The sequence below is a fragment of the Vibrio sp. V23_P3S9T160 genome, from assembly GCF_963886625.1.
GTDB lineage: Bacteria > Pseudomonadota > Gammaproteobacteria > Enterobacterales > Vibrionaceae > Vibrio > Vibrio anguillarum.
Genome location: NZ_CAWPDB010000106.1, coordinates 17,426 through 38,102, shown reverse-complemented (window position 1 = coordinate 38,102; position 20,677 = coordinate 17,426). Strand labels below are relative to the sequence as shown.

Here is a 20,677-nt window from a genome sequence, read left to right as displayed (position 1 = left end):
TATCGCCGTCGCTGTGGCCATTACTGCGGCTGTGCAAACCGGAGTACCTATTGTTGGCGCTCTGGTATTCCCTGTGGGGTTTTGTATTTTGAACCTAATGGGCTTTGATTTATTAACGGGTGTTTTTGCTTTAGCGCCTTTAGCTTTGTTTGAAAAACGCGCCGGAGTAACCAAAGCGGGCGTTCTACGGAATTGGGGCTTGGTTGGGCTAGGTAACTTAATCGGTGCCGTTGCCGTCGCCTTTTTAGTGGCGTTAACCTTCACCATGAATTTCAGTATCGAGCCGAGCGCTGTTGGGCAAGCGTTTATCAAAGCGTCTACTGCTCGCACACTTGGCTTTGCCGAACACGGTGTTAATGGCTGGGTCACCGTATTTGTGAAAGGCATCTTATGTAACTGGATGGTGTGTCTAGGTGTTGTCGGTGCCATGACATCAACTACAGTGAGCGGCAAAGTGGTCGCGATGTGGCTACCTATTTTTATTTTCTTCGGTTTGGTTTTTGAACACGCTGTAGTGAACATGTATCTGTTCCCACTTGGCATGATGTTGGGCGCTAAATTCACCATCGTCGATTGGTTGGTGTGGAACCAAATTCCGGCCACATTGGGTAACTTAGTGGGCGGCTTGTTATTTACCGGGTTAAGCCTTTACATGACTCACGGTAAAACCTTGCCACAACGTAACCTTGGCTAACCATTGTTAAGCGAGGTTTAGCCTCGCTTAATGACGATATCCTTTTGTCGATAAGGTAGAGAGTAATCATGGTAAGCAGTGTAACGAGTTGCGGTTTTGTCTCTTTAGTGGGCGCAGGGCCGGGCGATCCTGATCTACTGACGGTTAAGGGGCTACGCGTGATCAGCCAAGCGCAAGTGGTGGTGTATGATCGTTTAGTTTCGCAAGCGATTTTAGATCTTGCGCCAAGCAGCGCGGAGATGATCTACGTTGGCAAACAGTTGGATTTTCATTGTGTGCCGCAAGATCAGATCAACCAAATTCTGGTCGATAAAGCCAAACAAGGTAAAAAAGTTGTCCGTTTGAAAGGCGGTGATTCCTTTATTTTTGGCCGAGGTGGTGAAGAGCTCGAAACGCTGGCTGAACATCATATCGCTTATGAAGTGGTTCCGGGGATCACGGCGGCGGCAGGCTGCACGGCTTACGCGGGGATTCCGCTGACGCACCGTGATCACGCACAAAGTGTGCAGTTCATTACGGGTCACTTACAAAAAGAAGGTAAAGCGATCAATTGGCGATGTTTAGCGCAAGACAATCAAACCTTGGTTTTTTATATGGGGTTAAAGCAGTGCCCGAACATCACACGAAACTTGTTGGATGCTGGCCTGAGCGCAGAAACGCCTTGCGCGATTATCGAACGCGGCACTACAGATAAACAGAGAGTATTGACGGGCTCGCTTGACGATTTACCCCTTTTAGCGCAACAAGCACAAAGCCCAGCCTTGATTGTGGTCGGCAGTGTGACTCGCTTGCACGACAAATTGAAGTGGTTTGGCGTATACTAAGCGCAATTTGTAAAGCAGCGGCGAACAAGCCGCTGTTTTCGTTTCTATTTGAGAAGAGAGCTCATGGAAAAAGTTGCCATTCTTGTCGACGTTCAAAACGTCTATTACACCTGTAAAGAGAAGTACCGCCAGCATTTTGATTACAACCAATTTTGGTATGTAGCCACTCAAGGGCGAGAGGTGATTAAAGCCAATGCCTATGCGATTGCTAGCCAAGATCCTAAGCAGCGCCAGTTCCACCATATTTTGCGCGGTATTGGTTTTGAGGTTCAGCTTAAGCCCTTCATTCAGCGTCGTGATGGTAGTGCAAAAGGAGATTGGGATGTCGGTATTACTCTCGATGCGATTGAGCTGGCAGAGCAAGCGGATGTGATTGTTCTGGTATCAGGAGATGGTGATTTAGAGCTATTGGTCGAACGGATTAAACAGCGTTTTAACAAAAAAGTAGAAGTGTACGGAGTACCAAGGCTGACGGCTCAAAGCCTTATTGATGTCGCCAGCCAGTTTGTTCCAATCGAGCAAGACTTACTGTTGTAGCTCACCTTCAGCAGGCACAATCTCACTATGTTGAGTATCTACCGTGCTGGTTGAAGCGGCTTGCTCTGCGTCTAATTTTTCACGTTCAGCTTTTGAAATATAACGAGGCTTATTGCTGCCGTGCAGCTTGGCATGCTTCTTTTTAAGATGCTTTTGCAGTGTTTGGTTAATTTTCTTTTTGCGGTTCATAGTCGTCTGCTCTTTGACACAAAGTCTGGGTACGTGAGGAACAAGGTGGCGCAGGATACTTGTTTTTATCTGCGATCTCAATGGGAGTTATTGGCAATGGAAAAAATGAATAGCGATCTTTTAACGGGAGAGCTGCTCAGTGAGTTTCGCACCGTAGAGGCGATGGTGAACATTTATTGTCAGCGCCATCATCGCTGTCAATCTGGACTCTGTACGTGTTGCAAAACCTTGTTGGAATATGCGCAAGTACGCTTAGATCGCTGTCCTTATGGCCAACATAAACCCACCTGTAACCGTTGCCCAATTCATTGCTATAAGCCTGAGCCGAAAGAACAAATGAGATTGGTGATGCGTTATGCAGGGCCAAGAATGTTGCTCTCTCACCCTATATTGGCGATCCGCCATCTACGGCATGAAAAACGTGCACTACCAGAAAAACCAAAGGCGCATGCATCAAATCGCCATCAACGATTGAACCGTGCGCCTTGCGATAAAATATGATCCGCTTTGCTGCGACTTATTTCCCCGCCACCCACTGGCGTTTGGTTTTGAGGCTTGAAGCCAACATATAAATACAAGTCGCCAGTAAAGCAATAAAGAGATAGCCCATTAAGCCTTGCGATCTTTGCATAAACCAATCAGCGATCATTGGGCCAACCACAGAGCCGATACTGTAGCTAAACAGCATAACTTGTGTCGCTGAGACAATGTAATTGGCATCGAGCTTATCACAACCTAAGTTGATGGCGATTGGGTACAGGGCAAACGTCGCCATGCCTAAGAAAAACAAGCTGGCAGCTAATATCATCATCGTTGAATCGAACAAGGTTATGGTAATCGCCGCAGAGCCAATCAAGCAAAACAGTGCCATTAATAGTGTTCGGCCCAAAAACTTTGATAGCCAAGGCACCATAGGTTGCACCGCCATGCCACCTAAAACCACAAGCGCCATTAAGCTGCCAATATCGGTGTGGCTGATACCACGTTGTTCCAATTCAACAGGCATTAGACCGTAGATAGCCCCCAAAGTGAGCCCTGAAACTCCGCAACCGAGCAAGGCGGCATGGTTTAGTTTGAGTACCTGTTTCAGTGATAGGCTGACGGCATGCTGCGTTGACGGTTGGTCAGACTCACCATAAATCAGCACCACACTGGCGATTAATAGCAAGGTAATGATGGCAATGAAAGGCACGCCGCCTGATACGCCTAAATAACCAATCCCTAATTGGCCCAATGCCGTACCGCCGTAAAGCGCCGCCATATAAATACCAAGGCGTTTTGCTCGGCCTTTTTCATCACCGTGTAATAGCCAAGACTCGACGACAACAAAGACACCCGCCACCGCAATACCAGCAACAAAACGTGCCACTAACCAAGCACTGGCATAGTGCAGAGCAGGTAATGCAAAAATGGTTAACATGAGCAGCGCTAAGCACCATACAAAAGCGTTTCGGTGGCCAACGCGGTTGACAACAGGTTCAACGACTAATGCGCCGATCAATAAGCCAGCGTAAAAGGCACTGGCAAGCCAGCTTGCCAATGAGCTCTCAAGCCCGTAGTGCGGCAACATCAATGGGATCAGGCTCATTAAATAGCCTGAGGCAATCGCATAAAGCGATAGCGCAATGACCGGAACGGAAATGCGAGGTGAAGACGCGTTCACAGTGATGTTGTCCATTGACTTTGCCTCAAAACCAGAATTGATGGGATATTTTGCGGCGAATATGGAGCTGATATTGAGAAAGGTAAAACGAAAAATTATGTTCTTAACGATTAATTTTATTAATCGAAAATAAAGCAAGAGCAATGAGCAGTAAAGTTGGCATAAATCGATAAAAAATGCCAACTTTATTGTTGGTTATAATGATTGGCTATTTCAATATGGCTTGGTTTAACCATTGATCAAATTGACTTTTTGGTAAAGCGCCATTGATCATATCGACTCGTTGACCATTTTTAAACACCATAATGGTTGGAATGCTGCGAATTTGAAATTTTGTGGCGAGGCTTTGTTCACTTTCAGTATCAATTTTTATAAAGCGAATGTTTCCTTTTCGTTCCGTCGCAGCATCACTGAATACAGGAGCAAAACCCACACACGGATTACACCAAGGTGCCCAGAAATCGACGACAACGGGTTGGTGACTATTAAGCAGTGCTTCGAAATTGGCTTCCGTTCCTTCAATGGGCGCTCCATCAAATAGGGGAGCTTGGCATTTACCGCAATTCGGGCTTTCTGTTACTCGTTCTATCGGAACTCGGTTCATTGCGTGACACGAAGGGCAACGAGTATTGAATGTTGACATGGTTTCCTCTCTTTATTTTTGTGTTTTGCTCCAGTCGCATTTAACGCACTAGACTTAACGTAGGAGCAAAAGCGCGTATACTGACTGACATCAAAAGGACCTTTTGAGTCTCATTTCTCTTTCATACGATGAGTTTTTAATTTTAGGTCTTTGGATTGCATTAGAAAATACAACAAAAACAGGTTAACAATGACAAAATTCTATGCCGAAATTACAGGTTGGGGTAAATGCCTACCACCTGCAACGCTCTCAAACCATGATCTTAGCACCTTTATTGAAACTTCCGATGAGTGGATTAAAACTCGCACCGGGATTGAACAGCGCCGCATTAGCCATGTGAATACCTCGGATTTAGCTACGGTGGCCGCCCAACACGCCATCGCTTGTGCTGGGATTGATGCAACTGAGATTGATCTCATCATCATCGCAACCTGTTCGCCAGATTCTCTTATCCCAAATATTGCCTCGAAAGTGCAGCAGAATCTTGGGATTAAAAATGCAGCCGCTTTTGACTTAAATGCAGCCTGTACCGGTTTTGTTTATGGATTAGAAACGGCGACGCGTTTAATGCAAGCAAGCTATTACCGCCATGCGTTAGTGGTGGGTGCTGAGCGTCTCTCTTTTTACATTGATTGGACCAAACGTGATACCGCCGTGTTATTTGGTGACGGTGCTGGTGCTGTTGTCTTGAGTAAAACCGATAAAGTAGTGGGTTTGCAAGATGCACAAATCGGTTGTGATGCAGAAGGGCGTGATATTTTGGCGGTGCCTAGATTTGGCTCATCGATGGATCGTTTTGCCGCTGACAATGGGTATTGGGATTTTGATTTTGTTGGGAAAGAGATTTTTAAACGTGCGGTTCGAGGCATGGGCGCAGCGGCGCAAACTGTGTTGGCGCGCTCTGGTCTTTCAACCGAGCAAGTTGATGTGGTGATCCCGCATCAAGCGAATATTCGCATCATTCAAACCTTGTGTGACTTATCAGGTATTAGCCAAGATAAAGCATTCGTTAACATTCAACACTATGGTAATACGTCTGCCGCGACCGTACCTATTGCATTGTGTGAAGCGGTAGAACAAGGGAAAATCAAACCGAATGATAACCTGCTGGTGGCTGCTTTCGGGGCGGGCTTAACTTGGGGGGCTGGGCACATCAAATGGGGCGAGCGTGTTACCGCGATTAGCCGTAGCCAAGCGCAGTTACCAGAGTCTCAGTCCAGTGCGTTAGAATTATTGGCCAATGCAATTGAGCACTGCCAGCAGCGCCCGCTATCTAAATAACGCTTAGAAAACGAATGTTCACACAGTACAAGCAGTATGAGAACAGGCCACAATGTGGCCTGTTTTACTCTCAATGCTAGGTGTATAAACTAGGCAATCGCCATGGCGAGCAGGCTAATTGGATGAATGGTTTCTAACGCGGTATTTTCTTCAATTTGCCATTTACAGGTTTCACAATCGGTAATCGCATAGTCAGCTTGCGATGTTTTGATTGCATCAAACAGGTGCGCGCCAATTTTCATTGAAACGTCATAGTTCTCTTCTTTAAAACCGTAGGTTCCCGCTAAGCCGCAGCATTCGCTGTCTAAGACCACTAACTCCAATCCTGGGATCATTTTTAATAATTCAATGGTAAAAATGACATTACCGCTGCGTTCAAGGTGGCAAGGGGTGTGGTAAACCACTTTCAAGTTAACGGGTTTCATTTTAGGCGCATTACCGCTCATGAACTCTTTGAGTAGAAAGCGCGTGACGTACTCGATTTGTTTGACCACCTTACTATTATCAACCCCTAAAACATGAGGGTATTCTTGTTGTAAGGTAAACGAACACGTTGATGAGGTGGAGAGGAGCGTCGTTTGACGATCAACTACCGCGGCTTCGATATTTTTCACATTCAATAGCGCATTTTTACGTGCTTTATCGTGAAAACCATTGGCAATCAGCGGTACACCACAGCATTTCTCGTTATCCAGTAACCGTACGCCGATATTCATCGCATTCATCACAGAGACAAAATCTTTACCTAACTGCGGGTGGTTATAGTTAACGTAGCAGCCGTGGAAATAGGTCACTTGCCGGTTATACAGGGGTTGGCGTGTGCAGTTCTGCTTAAACCAACGACGAAACGTGCCGTGTGAGTATTTGGGAAGTGATTTATGATCGTGCACACCAATGGTTTTGTGCATCAGTTTTTTTACCATCGGCATAGCCGTAGCAGCGTTCACAATCGGTGCAAATGGTGTGGCGATCGTGCCAAAAAGATCGGTATGGCTCAGCACGTAATCACGCACCAGCTTTGGACTTAGCGTTTTTTTGCCATGTTTGCCACGCGCCACAGCAATGATATCGCCAATTTTCACTCCGGAAGGACAGGCGGTTTCACACCGTTTGCAGTTGGTGCAGAGCTTGAGTAGGTCGTCATAATACTCTGCGCTTTTAATCCTCAAGCGTTCGCCATCCGGTCCGCACTGTTTTGGCCCCGGATAGAGTGGGTTTGCTTTAGCAACCGGGCAATAAACGGTACAAACAGTGCATTTGATGCATTGATCAAAAGAGGTATTTTTGGGTGCGGCTTCAACAAAAGAGGTGCTCATGCTAATACCTCCTGAATGGCTGGTCGAGATTGAGTTTGAGCCATAATTTGAGAGGTAGCGTGGTAAGCGCTGGCAATAGCAACGCCTCCACCGCTGCCTTCAAAGACAGGATCATAACCCGCGAGCATCGAACCACAGCAGTATAAATTGGTAATGATATTACCTTGATGAGTTGGGTTCAGTGACGTGTTGGTCAGCACACCAAAGGTCATGAAAGGGTGAGAGTTTGCTGAGAAAAAGGCATGATTTCGCCATAGAGCGCGATCATGACAGCTCTCCGTCTCTAATTGGAACACGGGTTCGCTAATACCGTGATGAGAAGCCTGTAAACCTTGGCTGAAATAGCTCCCTGTAGCCATCACGAAATGGTCAGCTTGAATCGGCATATCATTGAGATTTTGAGTATGAATGGCGGTCAAACGGTTACCATCAAATTCACCACTGATGACTTTATCGCCTTTTAAATGAGTACCACCCATAGTTAAAAAAGCTCGGCTGAGTGTCTCTTCAATGCGGATGCCCATTAATGATGGCGGCATGGTCGGGACTTCATGCAACTGCAAGTTGGTTTCCAATTTGAGTTTGTTCAGTAAGGTTAACCCATCACCATTGCCCATGATGGCAGGTAGGATCACTAGATCTTGCACAGTGGCATGACGGATCAGTTGATCACAAAAACTGCGCCATGCATGTGGTTGTTTGAGCAAACGAGCAATATCGATGGATCGCAGTTCGTTGGGATTATGGCGAAGTGCTTCGAAACCCGGAATCGTGATATTGATGATCTCACTTGGGATAGCCGAAAATGCAGGTAGAGCGCGTAAGTTATCTTGCAGCATATGTGGTTGAAAATCTCGATAACCATCGATGGCGAGCAGCACAATACGCTTGAAATCAGCATTCGTTTTATGTTGATAAACATAAGGTTGTGATAACCAAGTGGCTTTCAGTGTCCCCATCGGAGTAATGCGATAGTGGTTACTATTATCCGCTTGGTGTGTCAGCGGCATGCCGCGCTGCTGCAGCGTTTTTTGAAACCACATTAACCCTTGCGAAATAGTGTCAGCGCCAATTTTACTGTAAGGGTGATTCGGGGCTTGTTGACGTAATGCTTCCATGGCGAGCAAAGGGGATTCAACCGCTTCGCCGCTAGGCAGTTTACCCAGAACATCGATGGAACCGGATGAAAAATGCAGAGCACTTTGGCCTTGACTGATCAGTGCAGTTTTTAGACCCGCTTGTAAGCAGCGGAGACCAGCACTGTAACCTGCAATTCCACCACCGATAATTGTGACGTCGTATTTCATCATAACGTCTCCTCACTTTCATTTTGCTTGTGTTGCGTTGGAATGTCATTGGCTCCGAACAAGCCTTCGTAAATCCAGTAACTGAATTCAGCCTCGCGCAGTGCATCTCCCCAGAAAATCGGTTTAATGCCTTTCCAGCGCTCTTCTAAAAACTCAACCAACAGTTGGCTCGATTGGTTTCCCGAAACGTGACCATATTCTTGAAATAAGCTGGCGGCGCGATAGCTGCAAAGCTCTCCTTGGCACGGCCCCATACCTAAACGAGTGCGGCGACGTAAATCGACCAAGTTATTTACATCGAGTTGTTTAATTGCGTATTCAATTTCGCCCGCGGTCACCATTTCACATTCACAAATAACCGCTTGGCTCTTTGCATCATCAGATAAGAAATTTTGTGCGCGCTCACCATGGCGATAAATAGCCGATTCATAGACGGGTTTGGCAATGCTGGCGGTTTTTTTGACCTGTTTTGGAGTTTCGTTGGAGCCGGGTAGGGCGCGAGTATGAGTTTCGCAAGGAGTATTATTGCCCAGTTTTTTAGCGACTAAATCGGTCGCCCATTCTGCCATTAGGCGGTAAGTCATTAATTTACCGCCTGTAATCGTGGTGAGGCCTTTCAATCCATCGCGTTGTTCGTGGTCAAGTAATACGATGCCGCGACTGATGTTTCGGCCGCTGCCATCATCATTAATAGAGACCAATGGACGCACACCCGCATAAGCGCGTAATACACGAGTATTCGCCATGATGGGGGCCAGTTTCGCGCCTTCGGCCAGTAGTATATCGACCTCTTTTTCAGTCACGTGCAGGTTGTCAATTTGGTCGTAGTCAATGTGTTCAGAGGTAGTACCGATCAGTGAAATGGTATCACCAGGGACAAGAATATCGGCATCAGAAGGCTTGCGACAGCGGTTGATCACAAGGTTGTTGATACGATAATCAAGGATCAACAATGAGCCTTTCGCGGGGAACATTTTGATGTTGAGATCGGCGTATTCACAGATGTTTTGTCCCCATATTCCAGCTGCGTTAATCACTTCTTTGGCGAAAATCTCATATTGTTGATGAGTGTTGAGCTGTAAACAGTGCACGCCTAATACTGTGTCACCTTGGCGGATCAGCGACGTCACAATGGTTTTGTTCATGATCCGCGCACCATGCTCTTTGGCGTCTAGCACATTGGAAGCGCATAAACGAAAAGGATCGAGTGTGCCATCGGGTACTTTGATCGCGCCAACAAGGTTTGGGTTAACGTGAGGCTCTAAACGCAGTGCTTCTTTGGCAGAAAGAGGCTCGGTTGTGATCCCAGCTTGAGCGCACGCGTCGATAAACGTGCTCTGAAAAGCAAGATCGTCTTCAGGCAGAGTAATGAACAGGCCGTCGGTTTTCTCTACACAATGTCTGGCGATATTTTTTAAAATTTGATTCTCTTGGATGCACTCTTTGGCCGATTCAGGATCGGTAACTGCGTAACGTGCCCCTGAGTGTAATAAACCGTGATTTCGCCCGGTGGTACCAGAAGCAATATCATCCTTTTCTAGCAAAATACACGCAATGCCACGCAGTGCGCAGTCGCGCATGATCCCAGTACCGGTTGCTCCGCCACCAATGATAACAACATCGGTTTCAAATCGTGTGGTTGTGGTCATGGTGAAACCTTATTCGATGAAAAACTTATATTTAGTGTGGCATTTTCAATAGAAAATGTTCGATATGTTGCTCACAAAAGCGCGAATGAGCGAAATTGTGTTTCATTTTGGCGGTAATTTCATCTTTGTATGTTATTTCATATCAAAATGATGAACGGTTTAACAATTTAGGTTGGGTTAATTTAACAACTGAAGTGGATTTTAGAGAACAAATGCGCTTACGAGCTGATCCGATGACTTCATCATCATGCCTCTCTTAGCAGTATGAAATCATATCTCTATCCGTTATTACACTTGATTATGTCGTTGTTTCTTGATTATGTCGTTGTTTATAGAGACACCCTTAGTTTCCTATCATTTGTTAAGCTCTGCGTTAATGAGTAGAAGATCAAAATAATGAGTTAATTAACAAAAAACGATATTGCAAGTAACAAAATTGTGTTCGAACGCTCATAAATGCTGTTTTTTAATTTTCGTGGGAAGAAAAATGTGCAAAATTTGCCACACACAAACATTGTGTACACAAAAAATAAACAAGGACACTTACTATGACTCGAACAAAACAACATACTCTTCTCGGAGAGTGTATCGCGGAGTTTATCGGCACCGGATTGCTGATTTTTTTCGGTGTAGGCTGTGTTGCTGCCTTAGTTCTTACTGGCGCACAATTTGGTCAGTGGGAAATCAGCATCATGTGGGGCTTAGGTGTGGCAATTGCCATCTATTGCACTGCGGGTGTTTCTGGAGCTCACATTAATCCGGCGGTGACCATTGCACTGGCCGCCTTCCACGGCTTCAACAAAGCAAAAGTACTTCCCTATATTGCGGCGCAAATGCTCGGTGCATTTTGCTCTGCTGCTCTGGTTTACGGCTTGTACAGCAACCTTTTTACTGATTATGAAATCGCACACAATTTTGTACGTAGCAGTCAAGAAGCGTTAGCCACAGCGGGTATTTTTTCTACCTACCCTAATGCTTCATTATCATTTGTTGGTGCATTGGCGGTCGAATTTGTCATCACAGCAGTATTAATGTTCGCTATTTTGGCACTAGGTGATGAAAATAACGGCGCACATCGCAATGCAATGAACCCATTGCTGATTGGTATTCTGATTGCGGTTATCGGTGGTTCACTTGGCCCATTGACTGGCTTTGCAATGAACCCTGCGCGTGATTTTGGCCCTAAATTGTTTGCCTACTTGGCTGGCTGGGACTACGCACTAACAGGTGCAAAAGATATCCCATACTTCATCGTACCTATCATTGCCCCTATTGCTGGTGCCTGTTTTGGGGCATGGGCTTACCCTAAATTTATTGGCGCGTACTTACCCACTGTCGGCGTAGGCTGCACCATTCCAAACCAGTGTGATGACGTAGAAGAAAGTGAGCAAGCTCACGTCTAAAATAACGATAACACTTCATAAAACGATTAACGTGAAAGATAAGGAAAAGACCATGACTGAGCAGAAATATATTGTTGCCCTTGACCAAGGAACAACAAGCTCACGTGCTGTAGTGTTAGATCATGATGCTAACATTGTCAGTGTTTCTCAGCGTGAATTTACCCAGATCTACCCTCAAGCTGGCTGGGTTGAACATGATCCACTGGAAATTTATGCGACGCAAAGTTCGACATTAGTAGAAGCACTTGGCAAAGCTGGTATTCGCAGTGATGAAATTGCGGCGATTGGTATTACCAACCAACGTGAAACTACGGTGGTGTGGAACAAAGAAACGGGTAAACCAGTCTACAATGCGATTGTATGGCAATGTCGACGTACCGCATCCATTTGTGAAGAATTGAAAGCACGCCCAGGGCTAGAAGAGTACATTCGCGAGAATACAGGCCTAGTGCTTGACCCTTACTTCTCGGGCACCAAAATCAAATGGATTTTGGATAATGTCGAAGGGGCTCGTGAAGACGCCGAGGCTGGAAAACTGCTGTTTGGTACAATTGACTCGTGGCTCGTTTGGAACATGACACAAGGCCGTGTTCACGTTACGGATTATACCAATGCATCTCGCACTATGCTTTTCAATATCAACAGCTTGCATTGGGATGAGAAAATCCTAAAAGAGTTTGATATTCCTTTGTCTATGATGCCTGAAGTGAAGAAATCTTCCGAAGTTTACGGCCAAACCAACATTGGTGGTAAAGGCGGGACACGTATTCCTATTGCTGGAATTGCGGGTGACCAGCAAGCTGCGCTTTATGGGCAGATGTGTGTTGAGGCGGGCCAAGCAAAAAATACTTACGGCACTGGCTGTTTCTTATTGATGAACACAGGTAAAGAGAAAGTCACCTCACATAATGGCTTGCTAACAACTCTAGCTTGTGGCCCTGCTGGTGAACCTCACTACGCGCTTGAAGGTGCAGTCTTTATGGGAGGTGCATCGATTCAATGGTTGCGTGATGAATTGAAACTGATTTCAGATGCGCATGACTCAGAATATTTCGCTACGAAAGTTGATACGGCCAACGGCGTTTATGTTGTGCCAGCGTTTACTGGTTTAGGCGCGCCGTATTGGGATGCTTATGCCCGTGGTACGATTGTTGGTTTAACGCGTGGCGTGAATTCGAACCATATTATTCGTGCGACCTTGGAAAGTGTCGCTTACCAAACACGTGATGTACTTGATGCAATGCAAGCTGATTCTGGCATCAAACTGTCTGCGTTACGCGTAGACGGTGGCGCGGTAGCCAATAATTTCTTAATGCAATTCCAATCAGATGTGCTTGATACCGAAGTACACCGTCCTAAAGTGACGGAAGTGACCGCGCTAGGGGCAGCCTATTTAGCTGGTCTTGCGGTTGGCTTTTGGGGAAGCTTGGATGAGCTTGCTGATAAAGCCGTGATCGATAAAACATTCGTTCCTCATCAAGATGAAGAGAAGCGCGATCGTCGCTATAAAGGTTGGAAACGTGCGGTGAAATGTGCTCAAGCTTGGGCAACTATGCACGATGACGAAGAGTAATACTTAGCCTTATGGCCTCCCCCTGCTAGAGGCTTTTTGCTTGGCTATTTATGCTTTTGCTCTCTGATTTATCGATAAAAAATGCTCTGTCATCGTGGCAGAGCATTTTTTTACACGTCAATTTTTATTATTTTGGGTTTATCATGCAGCGCTTTTGGCGTCAGCCGTTTTTTTTTCTCGTTGCATCTTTGCTAAAAAGTAGATGTTTACGCAGGCGATAAAACCGTTGGTGAGCACTACAGGCCATGAATCAATCATGAGTCCGTAAGCGGTAAACAGTGCACAACCAACAAAGTTAAGAATACGCAGTTTAACGATATCTTTCATTGTCAGCGAGATTGCCACCATGATCGAAGCTGCATAGCCCAAAATTTCAACCACATTCATTTCCATAATTTGACCCTCTTAATATATGCCGAACGATGTCGGTACCAATCTTCTCGCCGTGAGATAAGTGAGGAAGCTCCGTGCCTCGAATGGTCATAATTGATTTACTGTGTATAAATATAACAATAGCTAATATGTGATAAAAGACTCAAAACTAGGTTCGGTGAAGGTTAGCGATTACGCAAACGTTTAATGTCTATCACATAAAATTTATCGCACTTTTTGTTGATAGAAATATTGATTTGTTTTGTGAATGTTTTGGCCATAAAAAAACCCGTCTTAAGACGGGTTTCGAAGATGGTCGGCATCAATTTTACTTTTTGCCTTGAGTCATTTGTTTATCTTTATCGGTCAGCTCGCGGATACGACGGCTAATATCACGGCGCTCTTTTGAAATTTCTGCGCTTTTGATGATGTGATCATCGACGCGATCTTCGTAATCGGCTTTCATGTTATTGATGATCGCCATGACTTCTTCGTGGGTCATATCCGGTTTCATGTAATCGAGTAAGTTTTCAAGCAATTCAACTCTTTTACGGTTATCACGAACTTTTTTCTCGTTATCTAGCAGTTCACGTTTCAGTTTATTTTTACGGCGAGCTTGGTTAACAATTTCAAATACGATACTCATAGGTTCCTTTTCCCAACTTGAATGTCAATGCCATTGATTAAATCATATCGAGCTGATTCATAACAGCCTTTAGATCAATCCTGACTCACTCTTGATTAAGAAATAATCACTCTAGTCATGAGTGATTGTATTGGTACGGATAGGCGCTATATCATGTACCTTTCAAATCGCTATCTTATGGTATTTAGAGATGCAACTTTCAGAGATTTTAGTACCTAAAAGAAAAGATGTACCTGCAAACGCTGAACTGCATCACAGTGTTAAATTGCGTGAAGCTTATATTAGCGAACGTGAGAAGCTGGAGATGACCGAGTTAGAGTTAAGCCGTGCAAAGATTGTGATGATTGATAGCAATGGGAAAATCATCCGAATTTCACTGTTGTTAGAACACTAATGCAACATCGATTGTGGCCTCGATTAGGAAACTCCGCTTAGAAAAAAGGAAATTATAATGAACATTGAGCTCTCTCCCCTAGAAGCACGAATTATTGGCTGCTTAATTGAAAAAGAAGTGACCACGCCTGATTACTACCCATTAACGCTCAACAGCTTGACCACCGCATGTAACCAAAAAAGTAACCGTGAGCCAGTGCTGTCATTAACCGAAGCTGAGGTTCAAGATGCCGCTGAGGGCTTGATCGCTCGTCACCTGATGAGTGATGAAAGTGGTTTTAATAGCCGAGTGAGCAAATATCAGCACCGTTTCTGCAACACCGAATTTGGCGATTTAAAACTGTCAAATCAAGAGCTTGGTTTGGTGTGCTGCATGCTGTTGCGTGGGCCACAAACGCCGGGAGAGTTGCGCACTCGCACTAACCGATTATGCAGTTTTACCGATGTAAAAGAAGTCGAAACTATTTTAGACGGTTTAGCCAACCGTGAATCAGGCCCGCTGGTGGTGAAGCTGCCGCGTGAACCGGGTAAGCGAGAGTCGCGTTATCAACATCTCTTTTCTGGAGAGGTTGACGTTGAAAGTTTAGAGCAAACCTTTGCTCATGCTCCGGAAGGTGGGGCGACTGCTCGTATTGATCAGCTTGAACAGGAGGTTCACGCATTAAAAAATGAAGTCGCCGAGTTACGCGCTTTGGTCGAAAGCTTACTGTAAGTGAATAAGGTTCCCCACAAAGATAGCCCGGACTGGTGGGTTTATTTGGTTCGGACCCGCCATCAAGCACTGTATTGCGGTATTACAACGGATGTTGAACGACGCTTTGTACAACACCAAACAGGGAAGGGTGCAAAAGCGTTACGAGGTAAAGGGCCGTTATTATTGGTTTGGTCTCAACGTGTAGAAGGCGGTAAAAGCCTCGCTTTAAAAACTGAGCTAGCGATTAAAAAACTGACCAAATTGCAAAAAGAACAGTTGGTGGCAGGGCAAGAGAATTTTCATTTCTCTGTTAGTGGCATGGATGATTTTGGTGACGATTAGGTTTGGTCAGCGGCATTATTCGCCAATTTCATGTGCAATGTAAAAAATTGTATTAACCTTGTTTAGGGAATAATAACAACAAGGTTGGTTGCAATATGAACAGTTACAACAAATGGTCAGTGGTCTCGTTGCTCTTTTTGGCTTGTGCTTCTGCACAAGCGGCGAACACGATAGCTGACGCACGTGGTAATGGAATGGGGAATACTGGCGTAACAACGGCCGATTATCTGCTAGCCCCATTCTATAATCCTGCTTTGGTGGCCGTGTATCGGAATAATGACACGTTTGGCGTGCTTTTCCCTGCGATAGGTGGTGCGGCTAGAGACCCAGACAAAAGCCTAAAATCCATTGATGACCTGCAAGATAGCATCAAAGCGTTTGAAAATTCCGGTACACCCAATCAAAGTGATATTGATAAACTCAATCAGTATTTAGACCAGCTTGCCGATGACAAACCTCTTGCAGCATCGGCGGGCATTGGTATGGCGATAGCAATTCCTCTCGATCTAGTTTCACTTAATATTTTTGCGCGTGGTCACGCGGAGGTGATTGCGCGTTCTGATATTGCGGCAAATACGGGTAATAGTGGCGCCGATGTTGAGAATCGCTACAAAAGCTCCACCGTTGATCTGATTGCATTTGGTTACTCAGAATTTGGCCTAGCACTGGCCAAAATATACAACATTCGTGGCCAACAATTTTCATTTGGCATTACGCCAAAAATTCAACAATTAAGAACCTATAAGCAAAATGTTTCGGTAAAAGAATTCGATCTTGCTGATTATGACAAAAGCGAAACGAACGATAATGCCTTCAACCTTGATTTAGGGGCTGTGTGGTTAATTAACGATTTCCGAGTGGGTGTTGCGGTAAAGGATCTTTTTGCTCAAGAATTAAAAACCATTGACGGTTTAAGCTCGTATGATTTGGATACGCAAGTCACAATATCGGGTGGATATGTCACTGAGTTTTTCACTGCTGCAATCGATTTAGATGCAACAAAGCAGAGTTGTTTCCAAGACCAAAAAGATGATACACAATACCTACGCTTTGGCTTAGAAGGTAATGCTTGGGGATGGGCGCAGCTTCGTGCGGGTTATGAAATCGATTTAGAAGATACTTTGGACAACGCCGTGACGTTTGGCATTGGCATCAGCCCTGGAGATCTTGTCAGTTTCGATCTTGCAGGAAACTATGCTGGAGATAATCAATTTGGCATTTCTGGAAATTTAGCTTTCACCTTTTAAGTATAGGAAAGCATTCTGATGCTTTTGTTTAGTAAATGAGCGGTTATGAGTGCAAGCCAGCTTTTTTAGTGGTTTGCACTATCATTTATGAGGAACATACTTAATAATCAAGATGATATACGGGCTACTTGTTTGATCCTTCATTGGATAGTCCGAGAATATGATGAGTGCGAAATCAGCCATTGTGTGTCATTAAATCCAGAAGTTAGTGTAACGAGAATGCCATGAGAAAAATCCTGCTCCTTTCATTTATATTCAGTGTCAGTTTGGCAGCCTCCACTCAGGCTGCAGCGCAAGTTTTAAATGGCTATTGGCGATATCAAGAGTTTTTAGATCTTAATCCTGCGCAACAGGCTCTTACCGACCAGATGATACAGGCAGTGCGTCAACCTCCTGCTTTAATCTCAATAGAGCAAGATAAACCTATTCATATTTCTGTTGTTTATCCAGGTCAACAAGTTTCCGATTATTGGGCGCGCAATATCAAAGCCTTTGAGATGCGTTTAGATGAGCTTGGGATTAGATACCAAATTAACCAAGTCTTCACTCGTCCGAATGTCGATATTCGCCAACAAAGTTTATCGTTGATGGAAGCGATCAGAAACAAATCTGATTACTTGGTGTTTACGCTTGATACCATCCGCCACCGTAAATTTATCGAGCAGTTGTTAAGTTCAAATCAAACCAAAATTATTCTGCAAAATATCACTACGCCAGTAAAAAGTTGGGGAGATCGTCAGCCTTTTATGTACGTGGGGTTTGATCATGAAATTGGCACAATGAAACTGGTGGATTACTACAAAAAGTCGGCGCCAAAGAATAGTGCTTATTCCGTACTCTATTATTCTGAAGGCTATGTTAGCGATGCACGCGGCGATAGTTTTATCCAAGAAATGAGTCGAGACAGCAAATATCACTTGGCCTCTTCGTTTTATACAAAAGCGACACGAGATAGTGCATTTGATGCAACTTTGCGTATTCTTAAACAAACACCAGATATTAATTTTATTTACGCATGCTCTACTGATGTTGCTCTCGGTGCCATGGATGCGTTGCAGCAGCAAAATAGAGAAGATATTACGTTAAACGGCTGGGGTGGTGGTGAGGCTGAATTGGACGCGCTGCAAAATAGCACACTTGATGTGACTATCATGCGTGTCAATGATGATGCCGGTGTTGCTATGGCGGAAGCCATTAAGTGGGATCTTGAAGGAAAGCCTGTACCTACGGTTTACTCTGGTGGTTTTGAGTTGGTAACCAAAGAGGCTTCTTTAGCGGATATTGAAAAGCTCAAAAAAAGAGCATTTCGTTACTCTGACCATTGATATATCGAGTCATTAATGAGTTTAAGGTCAAGCACCGTCAAGAAAAAACAAAAGATAGCTACCGTGATCACCAAATCAATGATTGCGGTGATTGGCGCATTGACGCTCAGCGTTTTATTTCAAAGTTATCAGATCAGTAGCAAAATCATTGCTCAAGAAGTGCAACGTACGGCTTCTCAAACCTCTAGTCTCATCCAGAACCTCTTTAACTTTCGTCTTTCATTACTGCAGATAAACCAAGATAGCAGCGCAAAAAATGCAGGCTTAGTTAAAGCAATTCGTAAGGGCGATAATGACAGCATTGATCAGTTCTTTTTTGGAGTTGACCAGCTAGAAGTAGCCAACACGCCTGACATTCGTTTCATTTCTGATTCTGACAGCCTGATGTGGGAAGATGGCAATGCTCAGTTTTATGGTATTGAACAAAACGAGCTGGTAAACATGTCTCGTAAAGTCGCGTTAAGTAATAACTGGCATATGATCAAATCTCCCTCTCAATTGGGCTATGCCTACCTAATGGTCAGACGTACTCCCGTTATTGACTCGCAGTCCGGAGAGGTGATTGGTTTTTTGCATCTTGCTACCGTACTTAACAACAATTACGTGCTGGCAGAAACATTACGTGAAGGGAGTAACTCAGAAAATCTCGTGATGACGACGGGTGAAAAGGTCTTAGCCTCAACAATTAATGGTGATGAGACCTACACGGAACGTGATGTTTTAGAAGATAATTTTGACGCCTATAGTTTTGCCGATTACATGGTAAGCCGTACCGCGTTAACCATAGAAGGCGTACCAATTTATATTAACGTCCTCAGTGTGCAGAGCAATGAGAACGTATTGCAATTACGTGAAAATTATTTTTTTTGGATGATTTTTGCCCTTTTTGCGATGGTAATAGTCTCTATTTTGACTCGTTGGTGGTTACAGCAGCGTGTCAAAAATGAAATCAGTAGCTTGATGAATTACACCCACAAAGCTGCAGAAGCTGGGAGTTATGAGCTTTTTTCTGGTTCTAAAATCTATGAATTTGATCACTTCGGCAGAACGCTAGAACACACATTTCAACGTTTATCTGAGCAAGAAAAACAATTTGAAGATCTGTTCAATTTTTCACTTTCGCCCATCATAGTATGGAGTATCGACGGTGATATCATCAAAATGAACCCATCAGCAAAGAAATATTTCATGCGTCGCAATGATCAACAGCAGTGCATTCTTGATGCATTAAAGCAAGAACTGCAGCCAAAGATACGCCTTGCGGTTGAACAAGAAACGTTCCGAGAGATAAACGTTGAAGTCGGCAATAAGGTTTTTCGCTGGAATTTATCCCCCATTATTTTTGAGCAGAGAATTGAGTCAATCATCACTCAAGGGCAAGATATTACGACAATCGCTGAGGCGGCCAAGCAGAGCCGACTCGCAAGGCAAGAAGCGGAAGAGTCGGCGCGTATTCGTGCTGAATTTCTTGCAAAAATGAGCCATGAGCTGAGAACACCATTGAATGGAATTTTAGGCGTTTCTCAATTACTTAAGCGTGAAATCAGTGACCATGAGCAACTTGAACAAGTGAATGTGTTATGCAGTAGTGGTGAACATTTATTGGCGGTGCTGAATGATATCCTTGATTTTTCCAAGATAGAGCAGGGACAGTTTAGAATTCAAGAGTCTGACTTTAAGCTGGTTGAGGTCATCTCTGCCGTGGAAAGTATCTATCGGCCATTATGTGCCGAAAAAGAGATTGAGTTCAGCCTAAAGAGCAATATTCCGCCTGATATGATGATCCATAGCGATCAAGTTCGCCTGAACCAAATTCTGTTTAATTTATTAAATAATGCGACTAAGTTTACCCATCATGGGTTAATTAGCATTGAGTTCCAGCAAAAGAATAGCAGCCATCTGTTGATTTCGATTAGCGATACAGGTATCGGCATCAGAGAGCAAGATCTCGCGCTTATTTTTGAGCCTTTTACTCAAGTAGAATCAAACACCACACGAGAATACGGCGGTAGTGGTTTGGGGCTTGCGATTGTCAAAAGCTTAATTGAGATGCTTGGTGGTGCTGTAAACGTGAAAAGCCAATTTGGGGTAGGTACTACATTTTCTGTTGAACTCCCTCTGGTTGCCGTCAGTGACTGCGGGAAGGATATACCATCTTATGAGCGTGCGCCGCCACATGAAATGTTTGAAAAACCAATCAAAGTGTTGCTAGTCGAAGATAATCATACCAACGCTTTTATTGCTCAAGCATTTTGCAAAAAATACGGTATGGAAGTGACAAGAGTAGAGGATGGTCTACAGGCGATTGATTATTTGAAAGATCATCCAGTGGATCTTATCTTGATGGATAACCAGTTGCCTTACTTAGGCGGGGTTGAAACAACCCATTTAATCAAACACGAGATGATGATGGATGTACCCATTTATGCGTGTACAGCTGATGGCATGCAATCGACTAACGAAGCATTTATGGCCGCAGGTGCAGAGTATGTGATAGTTAAACCTATCAAAGAGAAAGCATTGCATGAGGCTTTTTGTCACTTCCAAAAACGGCAGAAATAAAGCACCGCGCAACATTC

The 20,677-nt window shown here is 44.4% G+C and carries 21 protein-coding genes; 13 read left to right on the top strand and 8 right to left on the bottom strand.

Annotated elements, in window-relative coordinates:
- The 3 genes from AACU59_RS06140 to AACU59_RS06130 all read left to right on the top strand — a co-directional run.
- Positions 1–694: formate/nitrite transporter family protein (locus tag AACU59_RS06140; RefSeq protein ID WP_237666620.1), on the top strand; the 694-nt coding region annotated here is incomplete at its 5' end.
- Positions 695–762: 68 nt separating this feature from the next.
- Positions 763–1,518 carry a uroporphyrinogen-III C-methyltransferase gene (gene cobA / locus AACU59_RS06135; protein WP_094144560.1) on the top strand — a complete coding sequence of 252 codons (756 nt, stop codon included), beginning with the start codon at positions 763–765 and terminating at the stop codon, positions 1,516–1,518.
- A gap of 63 nt (positions 1,519–1,581) precedes the next feature.
- Positions 1,582–2,055 carry a LabA-like NYN domain-containing protein gene (locus AACU59_RS06130; RefSeq protein ID WP_094144559.1) on the top strand — a complete coding sequence of 158 codons (474 nt, stop codon included), beginning with the start codon at positions 1,582–1,584 and terminating at the stop codon, positions 2,053–2,055.
- Here the strand turns inward: AACU59_RS06130 and AACU59_RS06125 are convergent.
- Complete coding sequence (locus AACU59_RS06125) at positions 2,044–2,244, bottom strand: DUF2986 domain-containing protein (protein ID WP_010319684.1); 201 nt, start codon at positions 2,242–2,244, stop codon at positions 2,044–2,046. The genes AACU59_RS06130 and AACU59_RS06125 overlap by 12 nt on opposite strands.
- Before the next feature lie 96 nt (positions 2,245–2,340).
- Here AACU59_RS06125 and AACU59_RS06120 point away from each other — a divergent pair, with 96 nt between their 5' ends.
- Positions 2,341–2,745, top strand: coding sequence for a nitrous oxide-stimulated promoter family protein (locus AACU59_RS06120; protein ID WP_202598861.1), 405 nt, complete (start codon positions 2,341–2,343; stop codon positions 2,743–2,745).
- 16 nt (positions 2,746–2,761) lie between these two features.
- Here AACU59_RS06120 and AACU59_RS06115 read toward each other — a convergent pair whose 3' ends face one another.
- Both AACU59_RS06115 and trxC read right to left on the bottom strand, forming a co-directional pair.
- Positions 2,762–3,922 (bottom strand): MFS transporter, encoded by a 1,161-nt coding sequence (locus tag AACU59_RS06115; protein WP_094144557.1) that lies wholly within the window; start codon positions 3,920–3,922, stop codon positions 2,762–2,764.
- 193 nt (positions 3,923–4,115) lie between these two features.
- Positions 4,116–4,550, bottom strand: coding sequence for a thioredoxin TrxC (trxC, locus tag AACU59_RS06110; protein ID WP_094144556.1), 435 nt, complete (start codon positions 4,548–4,550; stop codon positions 4,116–4,118).
- A gap of 189 nt (positions 4,551–4,739) precedes the next feature.
- Between trxC and AACU59_RS06105 the strand changes: the two genes are divergently transcribed.
- The gene (locus tag AACU59_RS06105; protein ID WP_094144555.1) at positions 4,740–5,831 is read left to right on the top strand and encodes a ketoacyl-ACP synthase III; all 1,092 of its coding nucleotides are present in this window, start codon (positions 4,740–4,742) and stop codon (positions 5,829–5,831) included.
- Between the two features lie 89 nt (positions 5,832–5,920).
- On the opposite strand, the gene glpC is transcribed toward AACU59_RS06105, so the two are convergent.
- The 3 genes from glpC to glpA are packed head-to-tail and all read right to left on the bottom strand — an operon-like array spanning position 5,921 to position 10,103.
- Complete coding sequence (glpC, locus tag AACU59_RS06100; protein ID WP_013867920.1) at positions 5,921–7,147, bottom strand: anaerobic glycerol-3-phosphate dehydrogenase subunit GlpC; 1,227 nt, start codon at positions 7,145–7,147, stop codon at positions 5,921–5,923.
- The gene (gene glpB, locus AACU59_RS06095; protein ID WP_047689653.1) at positions 7,144–8,457 is read right to left on the bottom strand and encodes a glycerol-3-phosphate dehydrogenase subunit GlpB; all 1,314 of its coding nucleotides are present in this window, start codon (positions 8,455–8,457) and stop codon (positions 7,144–7,146) included. The genes glpC and glpB overlap by 4 nt, the downstream gene beginning before the upstream one ends.
- Positions 8,454–10,103 (bottom strand): anaerobic glycerol-3-phosphate dehydrogenase subunit A, encoded by a 1,650-nt coding sequence (gene glpA / locus AACU59_RS06090; protein WP_094144554.1) that lies wholly within the window; start codon positions 10,101–10,103, stop codon positions 8,454–8,456. The genes glpB and glpA overlap by 4 nt, the downstream gene beginning before the upstream one ends.
- A 548-nt stretch (positions 10,104–10,651) precedes the next feature.
- Between glpA and AACU59_RS06085 the strand changes: the two genes are divergently transcribed.
- Entirely contained in the window at positions 10,652–11,506 is an 855-nt protein-coding gene (locus AACU59_RS06085; RefSeq protein WP_010319894.1) for an MIP/aquaporin family protein, read from the top strand.
- Positions 11,507–11,558: 52 nt separating this feature from the next.
- Positions 11,559–13,079 carry a glycerol kinase GlpK gene (glpK, locus tag AACU59_RS06080; RefSeq protein WP_094145106.1) on the top strand — a complete coding sequence of 507 codons (1,521 nt, stop codon included), beginning with the start codon at positions 11,559–11,561 and terminating at the stop codon, positions 13,077–13,079.
- Between the two features lie 141 nt (positions 13,080–13,220).
- Here glpK and AACU59_RS06075 read toward each other — a convergent pair whose 3' ends face one another.
- Complete coding sequence (locus AACU59_RS06075) at positions 13,221–13,472, bottom strand: YgjV family protein (protein WP_013867916.1); 252 nt, start codon at positions 13,470–13,472, stop codon at positions 13,221–13,223.
- Between the two features lie 307 nt (positions 13,473–13,779).
- Positions 13,780–14,097, bottom strand: a complete 318-nt coding sequence (locus AACU59_RS06070) for a DUF496 family protein (RefSeq protein ID WP_010319897.1) — start codon at positions 14,095–14,097, stop codon at positions 13,780–13,782.
- Positions 14,098–14,287: 190 nt separating this feature from the next.
- Here AACU59_RS06070 and AACU59_RS06065 point away from each other — a divergent pair, with 190 nt between their 5' ends.
- The 6 genes from AACU59_RS06065 (at position 14,288) to luxQ (ending at position 20,660) form a co-directional block, all read left to right on the top strand.
- Positions 14,288–14,491 carry a hypothetical protein gene (locus AACU59_RS06065; RefSeq protein WP_026027876.1) on the top strand — a complete coding sequence of 68 codons (204 nt, stop codon included), beginning with the start codon at positions 14,288–14,290 and terminating at the stop codon, positions 14,489–14,491.
- A gap of 57 nt (positions 14,492–14,548) precedes the next feature.
- On the top strand, positions 14,549–15,202 hold the full coding sequence (locus AACU59_RS06060) for a YceH family protein (protein ID WP_013867914.1): 654 nt from the start codon (positions 14,549–14,551) through the stop codon (positions 15,200–15,202).
- The gene (locus AACU59_RS06055; RefSeq protein ID WP_094144802.1) at positions 15,203–15,526 is read left to right on the top strand and encodes a GIY-YIG nuclease family protein; all 324 of its coding nucleotides are present in this window, start codon (positions 15,203–15,205) and stop codon (positions 15,524–15,526) included. It begins immediately after the preceding gene.
- Between the two features lie 95 nt (positions 15,527–15,621).
- Positions 15,622–16,773, top strand: a complete 1,152-nt coding sequence (locus AACU59_RS06050) for a conjugal transfer protein TraF (protein WP_094144801.1) — start codon at positions 15,622–15,624, stop codon at positions 16,771–16,773.
- Between the two features lie 224 nt (positions 16,774–16,997).
- Positions 16,998–18,098: an autoinducer 2-binding periplasmic protein LuxP gene (locus AACU59_RS06045; protein ID WP_094144800.1), complete on the top strand. Its 1,101-nt coding sequence runs from the start codon at positions 16,998–17,000 to the stop codon at positions 18,096–18,098.
- A gap of 15 nt (positions 18,099–18,113) precedes the next feature.
- Positions 18,114–20,660, top strand: a complete 2,547-nt coding sequence (luxQ, locus tag AACU59_RS06040; protein ID WP_094144799.1) for a quorum-sensing autoinducer 2 sensor kinase/phosphatase LuxQ — start codon at positions 18,114–18,116, stop codon at positions 20,658–20,660.
- The last annotated feature ends 17 nt before the right edge of the window (positions 20,661–20,677 follow it).

Coding starts and splice junctions, on each gene's coding strand:
- AACU59_RS06070 (WP_010319897.1), bottom strand. CDS start 14,097: ATGAGTATCGTATTTGAAATTGTTAACCAAGCTCGCCGTAAAAATAAA.
- trxC (WP_094144556.1), bottom strand. CDS start 4,550: ATGTCAACATTCAATACTCGTTGCCCTTCGTGTCACGCAATGAACCGA.
- glpA (WP_094144554.1), bottom strand. CDS start 10,103: ATGACCACAACCACACGATTTGAAACCGATGTTGTTATCATTGGTGGC.
- AACU59_RS06105 (WP_094144555.1), top strand. CDS start 4,740: ATGACAAAATTCTATGCCGAAATTACAGGTTGGGGTAAATGCCTACCA.
- AACU59_RS06060 (WP_013867914.1), top strand. CDS start 14,549: ATGAACATTGAGCTCTCTCCCCTAGAAGCACGAATTATTGGCTGCTTA.
- AACU59_RS06120 (WP_202598861.1), top strand. CDS start 2,341: ATGGAAAAAATGAATAGCGATCTTTTAACGGGAGAGCTGCTCAGTGAG.
- AACU59_RS06085 (WP_010319894.1), top strand. CDS start 10,652: ATGACTCGAACAAAACAACATACTCTTCTCGGAGAGTGTATCGCGGAG.
- AACU59_RS06125 (WP_010319684.1), bottom strand. CDS start 2,244: ATGAACCGCAAAAAGAAAATTAACCAAACACTGCAAAAGCATCTTAAA.
- glpC (WP_013867920.1), bottom strand. CDS start 7,147: ATGAGCACCTCTTTTGTTGAAGCCGCACCCAAAAATACCTCTTTTGAT.
- AACU59_RS06065 (WP_026027876.1), top strand. CDS start 14,288: ATGCAACTTTCAGAGATTTTAGTACCTAAAAGAAAAGATGTACCTGCA.
- AACU59_RS06050 (WP_094144801.1), top strand. CDS start 15,622: ATGAACAGTTACAACAAATGGTCAGTGGTCTCGTTGCTCTTTTTGGCT.
- AACU59_RS06115 (WP_094144557.1), bottom strand. CDS start 3,922: ATGGACAACATCACTGTGAACGCGTCTTCACCTCGCATTTCCGTTCCG.
- AACU59_RS06075 (WP_013867916.1), bottom strand. CDS start 13,472: ATGGAAATGAATGTGGTTGAAATTTTGGGCTATGCAGCTTCGATCATG.
- glpB (WP_047689653.1), bottom strand. CDS start 8,457: ATGATGAAATACGACGTCACAATTATCGGTGGTGGAATTGCAGGTTAC.
- AACU59_RS06130 (WP_094144559.1), top strand. CDS start 1,582: ATGGAAAAAGTTGCCATTCTTGTCGACGTTCAAAACGTCTATTACACC.
- glpK (WP_094145106.1), top strand. CDS start 11,559: ATGACTGAGCAGAAATATATTGTTGCCCTTGACCAAGGAACAACAAGC.
- cobA (WP_094144560.1), top strand. CDS start 763: ATGGTAAGCAGTGTAACGAGTTGCGGTTTTGTCTCTTTAGTGGGCGCA.
- AACU59_RS06045 (WP_094144800.1), top strand. CDS start 16,998: ATGAGAAAAATCCTGCTCCTTTCATTTATATTCAGTGTCAGTTTGGCA.
- luxQ (WP_094144799.1), top strand. CDS start 18,114: ATGAGTTTAAGGTCAAGCACCGTCAAGAAAAAACAAAAGATAGCTACC.